The organism is Sphingobacterium athyrii, from assembly GCF_003071065.1.
Taxonomy (GTDB): Bacteria; Bacteroidota; Bacteroidia; order Sphingobacteriales; family Sphingobacteriaceae; genus Sphingobacterium; species Sphingobacterium athyrii.
In genome coordinates this window covers 357,689-372,249 of sequence record NZ_QCXX01000001.1, presented here as the reverse complement: position 1 = coordinate 372,249, position 14,561 = coordinate 357,689, and the positions used below count along the sequence as shown (strand labels likewise).

General features: G+C 41.2%; 16 protein-coding genes and 3 tRNA genes. 5 read left to right on the top strand and 14 right to left on the bottom strand.

All coding sequences use genetic code 11. The features are described from left to right. Positions 1-1,218 (bottom strand): hydroxymethylglutaryl-CoA reductase, encoded by a 1,218-nt coding sequence (locus DCO56_RS01670; RefSeq protein ID WP_108632027.1) that lies wholly within the window; start codon positions 1,216-1,218, stop codon positions 1-3. Positions 1,219-1,345: 127 nt separating this feature from the next. On the opposite strand from DCO56_RS01670, the gene DCO56_RS01665 reads away from it, so the two are divergent. After that, positions 1,346-2,299, top strand: coding sequence for a hypothetical protein (locus tag DCO56_RS01665; protein WP_108632026.1), 954 nt, complete (start codon positions 1,346-1,348; stop codon positions 2,297-2,299). 110 nt (positions 2,300-2,409) lie between these two features. Here the strand turns inward: DCO56_RS01665 and DCO56_RS01660 are convergent, their stop codons facing one another. Beyond that, a complete protein-coding gene (locus DCO56_RS01660; protein WP_108632025.1) occupies positions 2,410-3,267 on the bottom strand; it encodes a retropepsin-like aspartic protease in 858 nt (285 codons plus the stop codon). Between the two features lie 210 nt (positions 3,268-3,477). Then, positions 3,478-4,359, bottom strand: coding sequence for a helix-turn-helix domain-containing protein (locus DCO56_RS01655; protein WP_181390430.1), 882 nt, complete (start codon positions 4,357-4,359; stop codon positions 3,478-3,480). A 109-nt stretch (positions 4,360-4,468) separates the two neighbouring features. Between DCO56_RS01655 and DCO56_RS01650 the strand changes: the two genes are divergently transcribed. Next, positions 4,469-5,233, top strand: coding sequence for an SDR family NAD(P)-dependent oxidoreductase (locus tag DCO56_RS01650; RefSeq protein WP_108632023.1), 765 nt, complete (start codon positions 4,469-4,471; stop codon positions 5,231-5,233). A gap of 96 nt (positions 5,234-5,329) precedes the next feature. Here DCO56_RS01650 and DCO56_RS01645 read toward each other — a convergent pair whose 3' ends face one another. The 5 genes from DCO56_RS01645 to DCO56_RS29165 all read right to left on the bottom strand — a co-directional run bounded on the left by DCO56_RS01645 (position 5,330) and on the right by DCO56_RS29165 (position 8,273). Further along, positions 5,330-5,611: a fatty acid desaturase gene (locus tag DCO56_RS01645; RefSeq protein WP_245935757.1), complete on the bottom strand. Its 282-nt coding sequence runs from the start codon at positions 5,609-5,611 to the stop codon at positions 5,330-5,332. 10 nt (positions 5,612-5,621) lie between these two features. Then, positions 5,622-6,620, bottom strand: a complete 999-nt coding sequence (locus DCO56_RS01640; protein WP_245935756.1) for a helix-turn-helix domain-containing protein — start codon at positions 6,618-6,620, stop codon at positions 5,622-5,624. Positions 6,621-6,628: 8 nt separating this feature from the next. After that, the gene (locus DCO56_RS01635; protein WP_245935755.1) at positions 6,629-7,648 is read right to left on the bottom strand and encodes an aldo/keto reductase; all 1,020 of its coding nucleotides are present in this window, start codon (positions 7,646-7,648) and stop codon (positions 6,629-6,631) included. Between the two features lie 165 nt (positions 7,649-7,813). Further along, positions 7,814-8,056 (bottom strand): hypothetical protein, encoded by a 243-nt coding sequence (locus DCO56_RS01630; protein ID WP_108632019.1) that lies wholly within the window; start codon positions 8,054-8,056, stop codon positions 7,814-7,816. A gap of 55 nt (positions 8,057-8,111) precedes the next feature. Next, positions 8,112-8,273 (bottom strand): hypothetical protein, encoded by a 162-nt coding sequence (locus tag DCO56_RS29165; RefSeq protein WP_181390429.1) that lies wholly within the window; start codon positions 8,271-8,273, stop codon positions 8,112-8,114. Positions 8,274-8,551: 278 nt separating this feature from the next. Here DCO56_RS29165 and DCO56_RS01625 point away from each other — a divergent pair, with 278 nt between their 5' ends. Both DCO56_RS01625 and DCO56_RS01620 read left to right on the top strand, forming a co-directional pair. Beyond that, a complete protein-coding gene (locus DCO56_RS01625; protein WP_108632018.1) occupies positions 8,552-9,445 on the top strand; it encodes an AraC family transcriptional regulator in 894 nt (297 codons plus the stop codon). Between the two features lie 69 nt (positions 9,446-9,514). After that, the gene (locus DCO56_RS01620) at positions 9,515-10,252 is read left to right on the top strand and encodes an SDR family NAD(P)-dependent oxidoreductase (RefSeq protein ID WP_108632898.1); all 738 of its coding nucleotides are present in this window, start codon (positions 9,515-9,517) and stop codon (positions 10,250-10,252) included. 53 nt (positions 10,253-10,305) lie between these two features. Here the strand turns inward: DCO56_RS01620 and DCO56_RS01615 are convergent. The 6 genes from DCO56_RS01615 to pfkA form a co-directional block, all read right to left on the bottom strand. Then, positions 10,306-10,390 (bottom strand) — tRNA-Leu (locus tag DCO56_RS01615). A gap of 5 nt (positions 10,391-10,395) precedes the next feature. Then, positions 10,396-10,468: transfer RNA gene (locus DCO56_RS01610), tRNA-Gly, on the bottom strand. A 48-nt stretch (positions 10,469-10,516) separates the two neighbouring features. Further along, positions 10,517-10,592, bottom strand: a tRNA-Phe gene (locus tag DCO56_RS01605). Between the two features lie 177 nt (positions 10,593-10,769). Further along, positions 10,770-11,768 (bottom strand): type I glyceraldehyde-3-phosphate dehydrogenase, encoded by a 999-nt coding sequence (gene gap / locus DCO56_RS01600; protein WP_108632017.1) that lies wholly within the window; start codon positions 11,766-11,768, stop codon positions 10,770-10,772. A gap of 4 nt (positions 11,769-11,772) precedes the next feature. Further along, on the bottom strand, positions 11,773-12,624 hold the full coding sequence (locus DCO56_RS01595; RefSeq protein WP_104382338.1) for a hypothetical protein: 852 nt from the start codon (positions 12,622-12,624) through the stop codon (positions 11,773-11,775). Between the two features lie 18 nt (positions 12,625-12,642). Further along, positions 12,643-13,620 (bottom strand): 6-phosphofructokinase, encoded by a 978-nt coding sequence (gene pfkA / locus DCO56_RS01590; protein WP_371412046.1) that lies wholly within the window; start codon positions 13,618-13,620, stop codon positions 12,643-12,645. Between the two features lie 185 nt (positions 13,621-13,805). On the opposite strand from pfkA, the gene DCO56_RS01585 reads away from it, so the two are divergent. Then, positions 13,806-14,477 (top strand): NUDIX hydrolase, encoded by a 672-nt coding sequence (locus DCO56_RS01585; RefSeq protein WP_077434873.1) that lies wholly within the window; start codon positions 13,806-13,808, stop codon positions 14,475-14,477. Positions 14,478-14,561 lie beyond the last annotated feature (84 nt).

The window sequence follows — 14,561 nt, the reverse complement described above, 5'->3', positions numbered from 1 at the left end:
TTATATTGTTTTTTTTCTGCCGAATTTTTGATGTGCCTGTGTAAACTGGCCTGCTGACAGGGCCGCAGCAATAGATAGTTCGCCTGCAAGTACAAGGGCTGCGGCTATCTCGGCATATTTTATTGAGTTTCCTTCTCCGTAACAATCCATGATCTCCAAACATTCCTTTTGAGTAGGTAGATTTGTACCTCCGCCAACAGTCCCTATGATCAGGTTTGGTAAGGTGACGCTGGCATAGAGTGATCCATCTTTATTTAATTCCATTCTTGTGATGCCGGTAGCGGCTTCGGCTACACAGGCAACATCTTGGCCTGTAGCTAAAAATAGGGCCGCCAGTCCATTGGCATAGTGACCGTGTGCGCCTATGGCAGCGCTTTGGATGATCCCCATGGTGGAGCTACGCCAGTATCTATCCATAAGTTCGGCGGATGTTTTGAGTACTTCCGATACAATGCTGGCCGATAGTTTTATTTCTGCCGTTACTTTCTTACCTCTAACATTGTTGAAGGAATTTGCCGTAGCCTTTTTGTCGCCGGAACTGTTCCCCTCAATAAACCAGTGCGTAGGCTTGACCGGGCAGAGACTGACAATAAACCGACAGATAGCATCTGTACAGATGGTGACCATATTTTGTCCCGCCGCATCTGCGGTGAAGTATTCAAATGAGATGGTCAGATGATTGCCTTCAATCTGGATTTTTGTGTCCGTTAATTTTGCAAAACGACTTGTTTTCTTAACGATATCCTGAAGACAGTCTTTCTCAGCAAGGAACCACGAAACGAAAAGGCTTAAATCATTTAGGTTTTCAAATTTGAATACGGGACTTCGCTGAACACCTTCTTTTAGACAGATCGATGTGATTCCTCCTGCCAGCAGGCAGGCCCTTGCTCCACGATGATAAGAAGCAACCAACGCCCCCTCACTGGTGGCCAATGGGACATAGTATGCGCCGTTGGCAGCAGTTCCATGGACTTTTAACGGACCGATAATCCCTGTTGGCACTTGACTCATACCAATGAAGTTCTCAATATTTCCATTTAGTAGCGATAGGTCGATTTTTGTATCGGTCAATGTAGGAAATTGCTGGTTCGTTTTTTCGCTTAGGTAGCACCGTAGTTGCTCCGTTCCTTTGTTGCTAATCTCCGACGAAAAAGGTAAAGCACATAAGTTTTCAGCTTGATCAACTGATTGTGTAGGTATTTTTAGCGATGTTTTCATATGCAGATTTTAATAAAATGACTTTTTGTTTTGTCTAACAAATTTATTGTGATAATCGCATTATAAATTGTGGTAAACAATAAAAAATATTTTTATTTTTGTGATAATCGCAAAAGCCAACAGATCTATGTATCAAGAAAAGCTGATCCAGGAAATACAACGAAAAATAGATGCAACGAGGTCGGTCATCGAGGCTATAGCAAGTGCACTTGATATCAGCTACGACGCTGCACACCGGAGAATTTCGATGAAGAGTAAATTTTCAATAGAGGAGACAGTACAGCTAGCGAATCACTTTTCACTTTCTTTGGATAAGATGTTTCAGAACAGTGATCATGTTTTAGTGAAAAGGACAACAGAAATTCAGTCATTCGATGATCTGTCAAATTACCTCGAAAATTCCTTTAGGTCTTTAACAGAATTTAAGCCTAATCTTGAGACGTTCCTGTATTATTCTGCCAAGGATATACCGATCTTCTATACGATAAATACAGGATTATTATCTCGTTTTAAGCGGTATGTTTGGCTTAATTTATTGAGCCCGGATGAGTTGGAGGTTTCTTTTGAGTCGTTTTTGTCAAAAACACCAATGGACAATAGGGGGCAAAAGCTGAACGATTATTATTCGTCCATCAGAGTGAAAGAGATCTGGAATGATACCACGATCAATAGTACACTACAGCAGATTATGTATTTTTCCCAAGCGGGTCTATTGACGGCTGACAATGGGAAGATCCTCTGTGATCAGATCAAGGAGTTGGTGTTTTCATTGGAAAAAAAATGTATCCCGAATAACGATCAGTATCAACTATATTACCACGAACTCTTGATCTTAAACAATAATGTTTTAGTTGGAAACAAAGACAGAAAGTCGCTATTTGTTCCCCATACGATGTTGGGGTATTTCATTACAAATGATAAAGACACTTGCCAACATGCTTCAAATTTTTATCAGCATCAGCTTAAAAATTCAAGGTTGTTAAATACGGCCGGAACGCGGGACAAGAAAATGTTTTTTAACAAGGTTTATCAAAAGATTGAGCTTTATAAAGCACGGGTAATAGCAGCGAATGAAATTTAATTTTTGCAACCTTAAAGGTTCCGTTGTACCGGTTTCTCTAAACTGCGAATAGTTGGTTGAAGTGTCATTACTGTATCCTCCGACAATGCGCAGCTATTCTAGGATAGTAATCAATCTAATATATAGATTTCCTTTTCTTTTAAATTGAATCCAAGCTTTTTACCAAGCCAATTGATACTGGTCTTCCCTTCATAGATCAAACCTTCAACAAAGGAAACCTTTGGTTTTTCTACTTTTGCAAAAGAATTGGAAATGGATTCAAGATGTCCTTTATAATATTTTGTTTTTATCTCGGGATTAAATTCACTGGCTTTTTCCGTTATTTCAAGTTTTGATTGTTCCAGTCCCAGTATAGAGACAAATCTATCGCTAAACCAAAATGAATCATCGCCAGCGCCTGAGTCTAACAGGACGTTGATTCTGTATTTATTATTCAGATACACATAAGTGGAGATATCTAGAGATTGATCTGCATTCGTAGTAAGCTGTATCGGAATAATTTTGCCGCTTTTTAGTTTCTCCTTTGGAAATATAAGCTGTCGTTTGGTGTAGTCTATAATAAATTCTGTTTCATAAAGCATTGGAAGCGAAATCAACCCATTAATACCGGCTAATTTCATGTCGAATGTTGAATACGGGATATCATTAAACTCTTTACCATTGAATTTAATGGAAGAAGATCGGTAAAGAGGTATTGTCATTTTTTCCCCTGTTGCACGGAATGCCGTGAGATAATTATAACTTTCATTCTTTTTCAGTTCTTTGGCAAAATCATCAAAAAAAAGATTGATTCCACCGCCTGTGTCGAATATAAAATTTCCCTTCTTACCTTCGACTTCGGCTTCAACAATAATATGACCTGATGGCAGTAGTTGTAATGGAATACTTTGAGCCACGGTGGTAAGCGGTAGTATGACGATTGCTATTACGCTTAAATAAAATTGTCTCGTTAATATTATTTTAAACATGTTCGTTTGATTTTAGTTTTTATAATAAAAATGCCGATTACTTTCAAGGCTATTGCTGGAAGATGCCAAGCGAATATTTATTTCAATATAAAGATAAATAAAGTTACCTGAAACTTCATCATTTAAATAGTAGAAATCTATAAAGCGCGAGTACGTGTAAGTAAAACGGTCCAAACGCCGTTGGAATTTGGGGCGGTGTTTAGGCTTATATTATTCCTTGGAGTATTTTAATGCGGTAGTACCTGTTTTTCTCTTAAAGAATCTGCTAAATTCTTCCACATAGGTATAATTGAGCAATGTGGCTACTTCAGAGACATTATATTCGCCTGATCTCAACAGTACTTTGGCATGGGATAGCAGCATTTCTTCCAGGAGCTTTTTGGCAGTCTTACCCGTTTTATTCTTCACGATATTGGATAGTACCTGTGTAGATACATGGAGCTTTCCCGCGTAAAAATCGAGTTTTCTTTCTTTATGATAATGCTTTTTTAATAGATCCTGATAATCAAGGAGCATTTTTTCCTGACCAAAATGGTGGTTCAGATGCTGATCCTGCAGGTCTGTATCAATTATATGTTCTGTTTCATAGAGCAAGATGGTGATCAGGTTTCGGATGATATCCCTTCTGAACGGATGAGCTGTGTCTTTTTGGCTGGTCAGAATGTTGTTTATCCGTGCTATTAGTGTCGCTTTCTCACCTTCGTTCAGTTTTTTGCATTGCAATCCATTATCGCCAAGAAAACGGAATCTTTCCAAAAAATAGATATTATTCGATGTTTCAATCAGAAAGCTTTTCGTGAAGATCACCAAATAGCATCTGTAATCATCCGAAATCTCCAGTCCTTCTATGACAGTTGTGGGATTAAAAGTTGCCAGGGTATCGGCGTGGTAGACCGTTTCTTCACCATTGACCCTTATTCTTAAATGACCGGCTACACAGATCGAAATCATATAACAGTTTTGGCGCAACGGGAAATTTCGCAAAAAGTCATGAACAGGGTCCGCAGTGGCAAAATAATCGTAGGTACCCCAATGGATATTTTTTTTCTGGGTAAATTCATCAATAGCTAAGGTGGGGATTCTGCGTTGCAACTGAAAGTATGTTTTAGTCAAAAAATATATAATTTATGTCAAAAATAGCGATTTTTTTGCCGTTATATTTACTAAATATAATTTTCTAATTTTTTAAATATCAGAAAGTATGGACAGACTTAAAGAAAAAGTAGCAATCGTGACAGGTGCTGCAATGGGAATGGGCAAAGCAACAGCGGAATTATTTGCTGAAGAAGGAGCGAAGGTTATTGTTGCCGATTTTAACGCCGAAGAAGGAGTTAAAGTAGCTGAGCAGATCAAAGCTAACGGTGGGGAGGCTACCTTCTGCAAAGTGGATATTTCGGATGCCAAGCAGGTGGAGGCGATGGTTCAGTTTGCGGTGGATACCTATGGAAGACTTGACTGCGCCGTCAATAATGCAGCGCTAAAACCTGATAATAACTCATTTGAGGATCTGGACGAGGTATATTACGATCGTCTACAGGCCGTCGACCTGAAAGGAACGGCGCTCTGCATGAAATATGAATTACGCCAGTTTATGGCACAGGGCGATGGCGGATCTATTGTGAATATTTCCTCGATCAATGCGTTTAAGCCAACTATTGGCAATCCGGCTTATCAGGCTTTTAAGCACGGCGTTGAGGGACTGACCAAAGCAGCTGCATTTGAATATGGTGTAAAAGGAGTACGAATCAACTCGGTGGCACCGGGTGCAATCAGAACGCCCATGCTTACGGCTTCCTTACAAGACAAGGGGCTTACTGAAGAAGATATCATTCCACAGATGAGTCTAATCGGACGTCTGGGAGAAGTGAGGGAGATCGCGCACGGAAGTCTATTTTTGAGTTCAGATGACGCAAGCTATGTGCATGGTACCGTACTGCACGTTGGTGGGGGTTTTGAACTGATCTAATCTAATACGCATGCGATATGTTCAAGCCGGACAAAATGACTTGCCCGGCTTGATTAATTTTTGTTTATGACAAAACGATCCCTTCAGGTTTTTGCTCTACCTACAGGTCTGTTTCACGATACGATTGAGCGCTGGATAGTGAACGTGACTGATCTTTGGAAAAAGCTGATGCTCAACTTGAAAATTGAGGCCACCAAGCAACCAGATAAGTACCTTACTGCCCGTAGCACAATTGGCCGTGGACTGAATCTGATGGATCATCCATTCTTCTTCGACCTTGGGTTGGTCAATGGTTTTGAATTCGGTTTCTTCAACTACATGGACCAGCTGGAATACGGTGGCCATGCTCATGCCACAGACAGCATCATAAATTAGCAATCCGATAAAGTTAAAGCTTGTTAAAGCTCATTTTTCTTCTAAATTCAAGTGGTGAAATTTCCGTTTTCTTTTTGAATAAACGATTGAGTGACTGGGGTTGTTCAAAACCCAACTGATAGGCAATCTCAGCAACGGAAAGCTCCGATCTGGACAGCAGATCCTTCGCTTTTTCAATGAGTTTATGTTGGATATGATTCTGTGCGCTCTCGCCAGTCTGCGAACGTAACAAATCGCTTAAATAGTTTTTGGACATATTCAGCCGATCAGCAAAATAGCCTACCTGTGGTAAACCGCTGCGTTCGGTTCCATCATTAAAATATTGATCCAACAGCTGTTCGAACCGACTCACCAAGGGAACATTGTGTACCTTGCGTGTAATAAACTGCCGGTTATAAAACCGCTGCGAATAGACCAGCAGAAGATCGATGAAACTGACAATGGCATCTTGGCTATAGTTGTCGATAGCACTTTTATATTCGCTTAAGAGCCCTTTACCGATATTTCGGATCTGCTCTTTTTCCCGGTCGGAAAGAAAAAGTGCTTCATTGACTTCATAGTCGAAAAAGCTGTAGCTCCCGATTTTGTTGGCCAGATCATACGTGCGGATAAAGTCGGGATGGAAGACAAGGGAATAACCTACTTCGGCGTGGGCGGTGTCCGGATCAACACTTATCGTCTGCCCGGGTTTAAAGAAGGTCATCAGGCCTTCCCTGAAGTCGTATTGATGGGGCCCATATCCCAATACGCATTGAGCATCTTCTTTGATGGAAATGCAGTAAAGATTGAGCTGAAAGGTGGTCTCGACCGCTGGATGTATATGCTTATTTTCTGAAAAATCCGTGATGCTAAAAAGCGGATGTTGGGGTTTGGGAAGCTGCAGCGCTTCATGATAGTCGGCGATACTATTGACCCTGATCAGTATTGATTCTTCCGTTGACATGCTCTTGTTGCCTGTTAAATGATAGACTAATTTAAGTAAAATGCCATGTACTTTCTGCAAACATGGCATTTATTTTTTTAGGACTGCAAGGGAATATTGACGTCACGGGAGCCTGTATTCAGTCCAACCGGCAGAATAGCTTCGATGCGTTGTAGCTCTTCGGCTGTCAATTGGATGTCGGTCGCCGCAATATTCTGCTCGACATATCGAACTCTTTTTGTGCCCGGTATCGGCACGATTCCTTTTTGGATCAGCCAAGCGAGGGCTAGCTGCGACGAAGTAACGTCCTTTTCTTTGCCAATCTTTTCAAGTTCCCGCACCAGATCCAGGTTTTTATAAAACTGTTCGCCCTGAAACCTCGGAATAAGCCTGCGGAAATCGTCTTCCGGTATATCGTCTGGAGACTTGATCTCACCCGTGATAAATCCGCGGCCCAAAGGAGAGTAGGCTACCAGTCCGATGCCCAGCTCTTGTGTCAGGTCGTATACGCCATTGGTCTCTGCCTCGCGTCCGAATAGGGAGATTTCATTCTGTACTGCCGTGATCGGGAAGGTAGCGTGTGCTCTTCGGATCTGCTCGGCATTGACTTCTGAAATGCCCAGGTACTTGACCTTGCCCGCCGTAACCAGCTCACCCATTGCACCTACGGTTTCCTCGATCGGTACATTCGGGTCGGGTCGGTGCATATAGTAGAGGTCAATGACATTGGTATCGAGATTTTTCAGCGAGCGCTCGATAGACTTGCGGATATAGTCTGGCTGGCCATTTATCCGCCAGGTCACCTGATCGTTGTCATCGATCTCAAAGCCGAATTTGCTGGCAAGGATAAATTCGTTTCGTTTGCCGCGTATAGCTCTGGCGATCAGCCTTTCGTTTTCGAATGGTCCATAGAGATCAGCCGTATCCAAAAAGTTGCCACCGAGTTCCAGTGATCGGTGGATGGTAGCAATGGATTCTTTCTCGTCGGCTTTGCCATAGATATCACCTGTGGATGCAAAACTGCTCATACCCATGCAGCCTAACCCTATCATTGGAATCTCGAGTCCCTGCGCGCCTAATTTTCTTGTTTTCATCTGCTTCTCATTTTTGTAATTCAAAATTACGGAGTAGGGCCAGTCCGCTGCTTACCTCAATTACAGAATCTTGTAACCGAATTACGGATCGCAAAAATATTTTTTTACGATCTGTTTGTTGGATCGGTACATATTTTTGTTCATATTATATTTTTCGCAATATAAATCTATAACTACTTTTGTTTCATATTAGAGCAAATAATCCCGGTCTGAAAGATGTATGGCTTCCTCCTGAAATCTCCATTTGACACTTGGGTGGATAGAGGTATATTCTTTTAGTATGATCGCTTCAATTTTGTTTTCAGTTTCAAAAAATACCTTGGATACCTTGTCTTTGATAAAAGGCAAGATAAAATTAAGCTTATTGTCCGCAGAGATATCACGTATACTGAAGTCGTAATGATCACCCGCATCTTTCAAGATTTTTTCCAACCGCTCGGTATGGTTAAAGGTATAGAGATAAAAAGGGATGGTAATGACCTTGATCTCATTTTTTTGTCAGCGAACTGGGCAATAGATCGGCCAATAACACTTTGACGATGGATTCGTAATGTATAAGATCTTCCGTTTTTTCGATCCCCTGGATAAGCTCAGGATATTTTCTGATTTCCTCCAGCAGCGATTTGGCATAGGTAGCCTGAAAACCCACAGCACATAAAGCTGTTTCGTATAATCTTATGAAATGAGATTAGGGTCTTAAAAGGATTGGAATCAAAGGAAAAATTAAACTGCAAAATGGACGTTCCATACTAAATTAGATTATTGTTGGAAGACGTACAAAAGTATAAAATTATTGGCGATCGAAGGTTGGCTATTTTACATTTTGACCGGCTGTTTTTTATTATTGCAGCGCTGTATAGCGAAAAGAAATAATATGCCGAGAAATAGCTGTTTCGTTTGTAGGTGTTATAATTGTAATTTTACCTTATGCAAACACATCTCTCCAATCCTGAAATCCCTGTATACTCGCTTGAACCGAATGATAGTGAAGGTAGCAGACATTTTAAGATGTACCATTTCAATGGCCAAAGGCCTAACTTAGGTGATTTACTAATACCGCACCGAAAAGACCACTACCTTGTTTTCTTCGTAAGGAAAGGTGGCCAGGCAAGGCAATGGATCGATATGAAACCCTATGTGCTGCAGGATAACACCTTGCATTTTCTTGCTCCGGGACAACTTATCGTAAAGGAAGAATCGGCGGAAATAACAAGTGTAGGGCTGGGCTTTACGCCCGAGTTTTTGTCGATGCACCACCATGCTTCCTTGGCCGATCTACCACTGCTTCGTAATCCACATGATGCGCACGCCCTGGCCATGAATGAGGAGGCCATCGCATTTACGGAGGATCTTTTTGCTAAAATTGCCGCAGAGGATCAACACGCTGGGGAATGGAGGCATCGTATGCTAATCGCTTATCTCTCGGTCTTACTCACTTATCTTAGCCGTCTCTACTCCGAGCAGCATCGTGCTACAGCGATTTCACCCGAGCGAACATTACTTAAAAACTTTCAGTCAAAGGTCAACGAATTCTTTCAGGAGTGGCATGAAGTGAGTGACTACGCGGCGATGCTTCATATTTCTGCGGGGCATTTGAGTGAAGTTGTCAAAAGACAGAGTGGAAAACCTGCAATCAAACATGTTCACGAGCGGATTACGCTGGAGGCGCGAAGGCTTCTTTTCCATTCGGATTATTCACTGAAAGAGATTGCCTTTTCACTCGGCTTTTCTGATCCTTCTTATTTCAACCGTTTTTTTAAACGAGAAACTGGTCAGACACCTTCAGACTACCGTATAGCCACCCGTAAAATGTACCAGTAATACCGGCGGATGTGTTCCGCTTATACTGAACTCTTCCTGTAGTTTTGTGTTGTTAGAAAAATGAAAAAAATGAAAACAGTACTAATTACAGGAGCCAACAAGAGCATCGGGTTTGAAACCGCTCGCCAGTTCCTTAAACTAGATTATTATGTGTATCTCGGTAGTCGCGATCTGGTGAAAGGCGAACAGGCGGTAGCGCAATTGCATGCCGAAGGTTTCACAAACGTAGAGCCGCTTATAATCGACGTCAACCGGCCAGAATCTATCCATTCGGCCCGTCAAAAGCTTGCTGAGAAAACAAAAACACTTGATGTACTTGTAAACAATGCCGGGATAAGTGGTGGATTCCCACAAACGGCCGCCGATACAGCGGTCAGTACGTTCAAAGAGGTATTTGAAACGAATGTCTTTGGTGTCATTGAAACGACGCAGGCATTTCTAGATCTACTTAAACAGGCTGCGGAGCCCCGGATTGTAAATGTCACTTCAGGACTTGCCTCGCTTACGCTCCATAATGACCCCAGCTGGAAATATTATCATGTAAAAGGGGCGGCATATACCACATCCAAAGCTGCATTGAATGCTTATAGCATTGTGTTGGCTTATGAATTGAGAGAGACGGCATTCAAAGTGAATGTGGTTGATCCTGGCTATACGGCGACGGATTTTAACCATCATTCTGGACCTGGAACTGTGGAAGAGGCTGCAGCAAGAGTGGTTAGAGCCGCAACGCTGGGAAAAGATGGACCTACAAGCCAGTTTTTCAGTGATGATAATGTACCGGATTCTGGAATTAGTCCTTGGTAAATTTAGCGATTGGCTGTAAACAAGAAAAGCCCATCGACTGATGGGCTTTCTTGTACCTAGGGCGGGAATCGAACCCGCACTCCCTTAACGGGAACAGGATTTTAAGTCCTGCGTGTCTACCAGTTCCACCACCTAGGCAGGTGAGCGAAAAACGAGATTCGAACTCGCGACCCCAACCTTGGCAAGGTTGTGCTCTACCAACTGAGCTATTTTCGCATGGAATTATTTTTCAAAGTAAGCCAGAACATCGCGTTCTGTTTCTTTTGGTGGTGCCAGCTGGATTCGAACCAGCGACACAAGGATTTTCAGTCCTTTGCTCTACCAACTGAGCTATGGCACCTTTTTCAATGTGAGACAATTGCCTTATTGATGCTGCAAATATAGAGGGATTATTTGAAATTCAAAAGGCAAAAGCGCTTTTTTTTGCGCTTAAACGCCAACCTGTTGATTCCTAAGCGGAAAAAATAAAGGGCTATTCGATCTGAATAGCCCTCCAATATTGTCTAGGTGGATCTTATTAAGATAATTTACCTACTTCTAATACTAAATCAACGATTTTGTTTGAATAACCCCACTCGTTATCATACCAAGATACAACTTTAACGAAGTTATCATTCAAAGAAATACCAGCTTTAGCATCGAAGATTGAAGTACGCGCATCACCCAAGAAGTCTGTTGAAACAACGTCATCCTCAGTGTAACCCAAGATACCCTTCAACTCACCTTCAGAAGCTTCTTTCATTGCAGCTTTGATCTCTTCGTAAGAAGCACCTTTGTTTAAACGTACTGTTAAGTCAACAACTGAAACGTCAGCAGTAGGAACACGTAGCGACATACCTGTCAGTTTACCTTTCAATTCAGGAAGAACTAGACCTACAGCCTTAGCAGCACCTGTAGAAGAAGGGATAATGTTTTGGTAAGCTCCACGGCCACCTCTCCAGTCTTTTACAGAAGGACCATCTACAGTTTTTTGTGTAGCTGTTACAGCATGTACAGTAGTCATCAAACCTTCAATGATACCGAATTTGTCATTCAATACCTTAGCGATAGGCGCCAAACAGTTTGTTGTACAAGAAGCATTCGAAACGATATGTTGATCAGCTTTTAATTCTTTGTGGTTTACACCCATTACGAATGTTGGTGTATCATCTTTTGCCGGAGCTGACATCACAACTTTTTTCGCACCTGCATCAATGTGTTTTTGCGCTAACTCTTGTGTCAGGAAGAAACCTGTAGATTCGATGATTACTTCAGCACCTACTTCATTCCATTTCAAGTTTGCCGGATCTTTTTCAGCAGTCACACGGATTGTTTTGCCATTCACGACCAAGTTACCGTCTTTCACCTCTACAGTACCGTCAAATTTACCGTGAGTTGAATCGTATTTCAACATATAAGCCATGTAATCCGGCTCAACTAAGTCATTGATACCAACAATTTCAATTTCTGGACGATTGATAGCAGCTCTGAATGCTAAACGACCAATACGGCCAAATCCGTTAATTCCAATTTTCATATTCTTAATTTTTATTGATATAATATTTAATTAAATTATGTATCGGCTCCTTGACCACGGTGCCAATACTGATATTAAATTCATCTGTCGCTACCTCCCGGAGGATATTTTCATAATTGAATGCCACCGAACCCGTAAAATTCACATCACTATCCGGATATTCCTTCATTAATGGCTTAATATAGGTTTTAATGAAAATACGTAATCCATTTTTGATCAACTGATTGATAAAGAGATGCTCTTTGTTTTCAAGTACAAAATCCGTAAATGAATTTAAGAAGTTAGTAGGTTGCGGTGCAATATACACCTTCTCCAAAATACTTTTCTTATCCAGGGTAAACTCTTTTTCCAATTTTTCTTTCAGATCGAGCGGGAGGGTGTCTGTCATATAGTGTTTCAGCAACTGCTGACTATTCCAGTTTGTCGCCCCTTCATCCGCGAGGATATAGCCCAAGCCATAGTTGTTCTCTATGATTTTCTTTCCGGTATAATAAGCCGCATTCGATCCGCTTCCAATAATGCCCACAATACCTTTTTCATCCCCGAAAGTTGAAATTGCCGAAGCAATGACATCGTGGTCTACCTTGACCCTAGCGTTGACAAAGAAGCGTTCAAAGACATTTTTGATTTTATCTTTGCGTTCCTTGGAGGAAGAACCGGCACCAAAAAAATAAATACGCTTAATTTTTTCAGCGTTATTGATCAGATTGGTGTTTCTATTTAAATGCTGTAGTATGGACCGTTCATCCTGAAGATAGGGGTTGATACCATTCATGCGAAATCCGGTGGTTATCCGGCCTTTGTCAGCCAACCGCCAGTCTGAGAATCGAGATCCACTGTATACTACTGCTATCATAGTCTGCTTTGCTTTATATTATAAAATCTCAGCCATTTCCAATAGATCAGGGCTAAGTTTAATTTCCTTGTTGCTGATAGCCTCTTCAATCGGTGTAGTTTTGATTTCATTACCACGGAGCCCCACGGTGATGCGTGTATTGCCTGCTAAAATTTCATTCACGGCAGCAAACCCCAATCGACTGGCTAATACGCGGTCAAAACTCGTTGGAGATCCACCACGTTGTAAATGCCCTAATATACTAACTTTCGTGTCGTAATGATCAAATTTTTCCTTTACTTTTTTTGCAACATAGTATGCACCACCATTTTGGTCACCTTCAGCAACAATAACAATGGATGAGGATTTCTTTTTAATCGCACCATCTTCCAGGTGACGAATCAGATCATCAATAGCCGTCTCTTTCTCCGGAAGCAAGATGGCCTCTGCACCACCGGCAATTCCAGCGTTTAATGCGATACATCCCGAGTCTCTGCCCATGACCTCAACAAAGAAAAGACGCTCATGGGAGGCAGCCGTATCTCTGATTTTGTCAATGGCCTCGATAACGGTGTTATTGGCGGTATCATAACCAATAGTATAGTCAGATCCGTAAAGGTCGTTGTCAATTGTTCCGGGAATACCTACAATCGGAATCTCAAATTCTTTGGAGAAGAAATTCGCACCGGTAAAGGTTCCGTCACCACCGATCACCACCAAAGCATCAATTTCTGCTGCCTTCAAATTATCGTAAGCGATTTTTCGTCCTTCGGTTGTTTTAAACTCAAGACAACGCGCTGTTTTTAATATCGTACCACCGCGCTGTATGATGTTGCTCACTGAGCGGGTATCCATTTCTTTAAAATTTCCGTCAATCAGACCTTGATAACCCTGATAAATCCCGGTTACCTGGAGGCCCTTATGTAGCGCTGTACGGACAACAGCACGAATGCAGGCATTCATGCCGGGTGCGTCACCGCCAGATGTTAATACGCCTATTTTTTTAATTTCTTTTATCACACTCTATATTTTAGGTTTTACGAATATAAGATTTTTATAGTGTATATTCTACACTTTGAATAAATTTTTCATTATTTTTTTGCGCATCACGTTTAGGAAGCGTATAATTGTTACAGATAACCCGATGATTAGTAGCCGATAAATTTAGCTCAGTATATTGCACATAAATAAATTTAGAAGTTTTGTATAGTAATTTTACCGTAGACTGTGTCATATTAGGCTTTCATGAAGGAGAATTAAAAGTTCTTTTGGCTGAAAGAAATGAATATCCTTTTAAGGATTGGTGGGCATTGCCAGGCTTTTTCGTGGATAATGACGAAGAGATGGAAGATGCCGTAAAAAGAATTTTGTATGAAAATACAGGTTTGAAAGATGTATTTATGGATCAGTTACATTCTTTTGCGGGCCTCAAACGGCACCCAAAGGGGCGTATTCTGACCGTAGCTTATTATGCCCTTGTTCAACTTGATAATACAAAATTAAAAACAAAGCCTGTTACAAATTACATGAAACAGGCAAAATGGTTTCCGGTGAGAAATGTTCCTGAACTGGCATTTGACCATAAGCAGATTTTGGACCTATGTCTGGAAAGATTGCAGCGTCGTCTGGCTTATAAACCGATCGCTTTTGAATTGTTACCTGAAAAATTCACCCTCACCCAGTTGCAATTGGTCTACGAGGGAATATTAAATAAAACATTGGATAAACGCAATTTTAGAAAGAAAATGCAGAATTACGGTTTTCTAAAGGAACTGGATGAAGTTCAGACCGGAGTTGCTTATCGGGCGGCCCGTCTGTACAAACTGGATAAAAGAAAATTCCTCAAACATTTTCAGAATACTGTAGCGTTTTAATAAAATCTGAGTTATTAAGGGCAAGGCAAACTTCTAAAGTTTGCCTTTTTTGTTGTCAACTAAATATCAAATTATTATCGATTT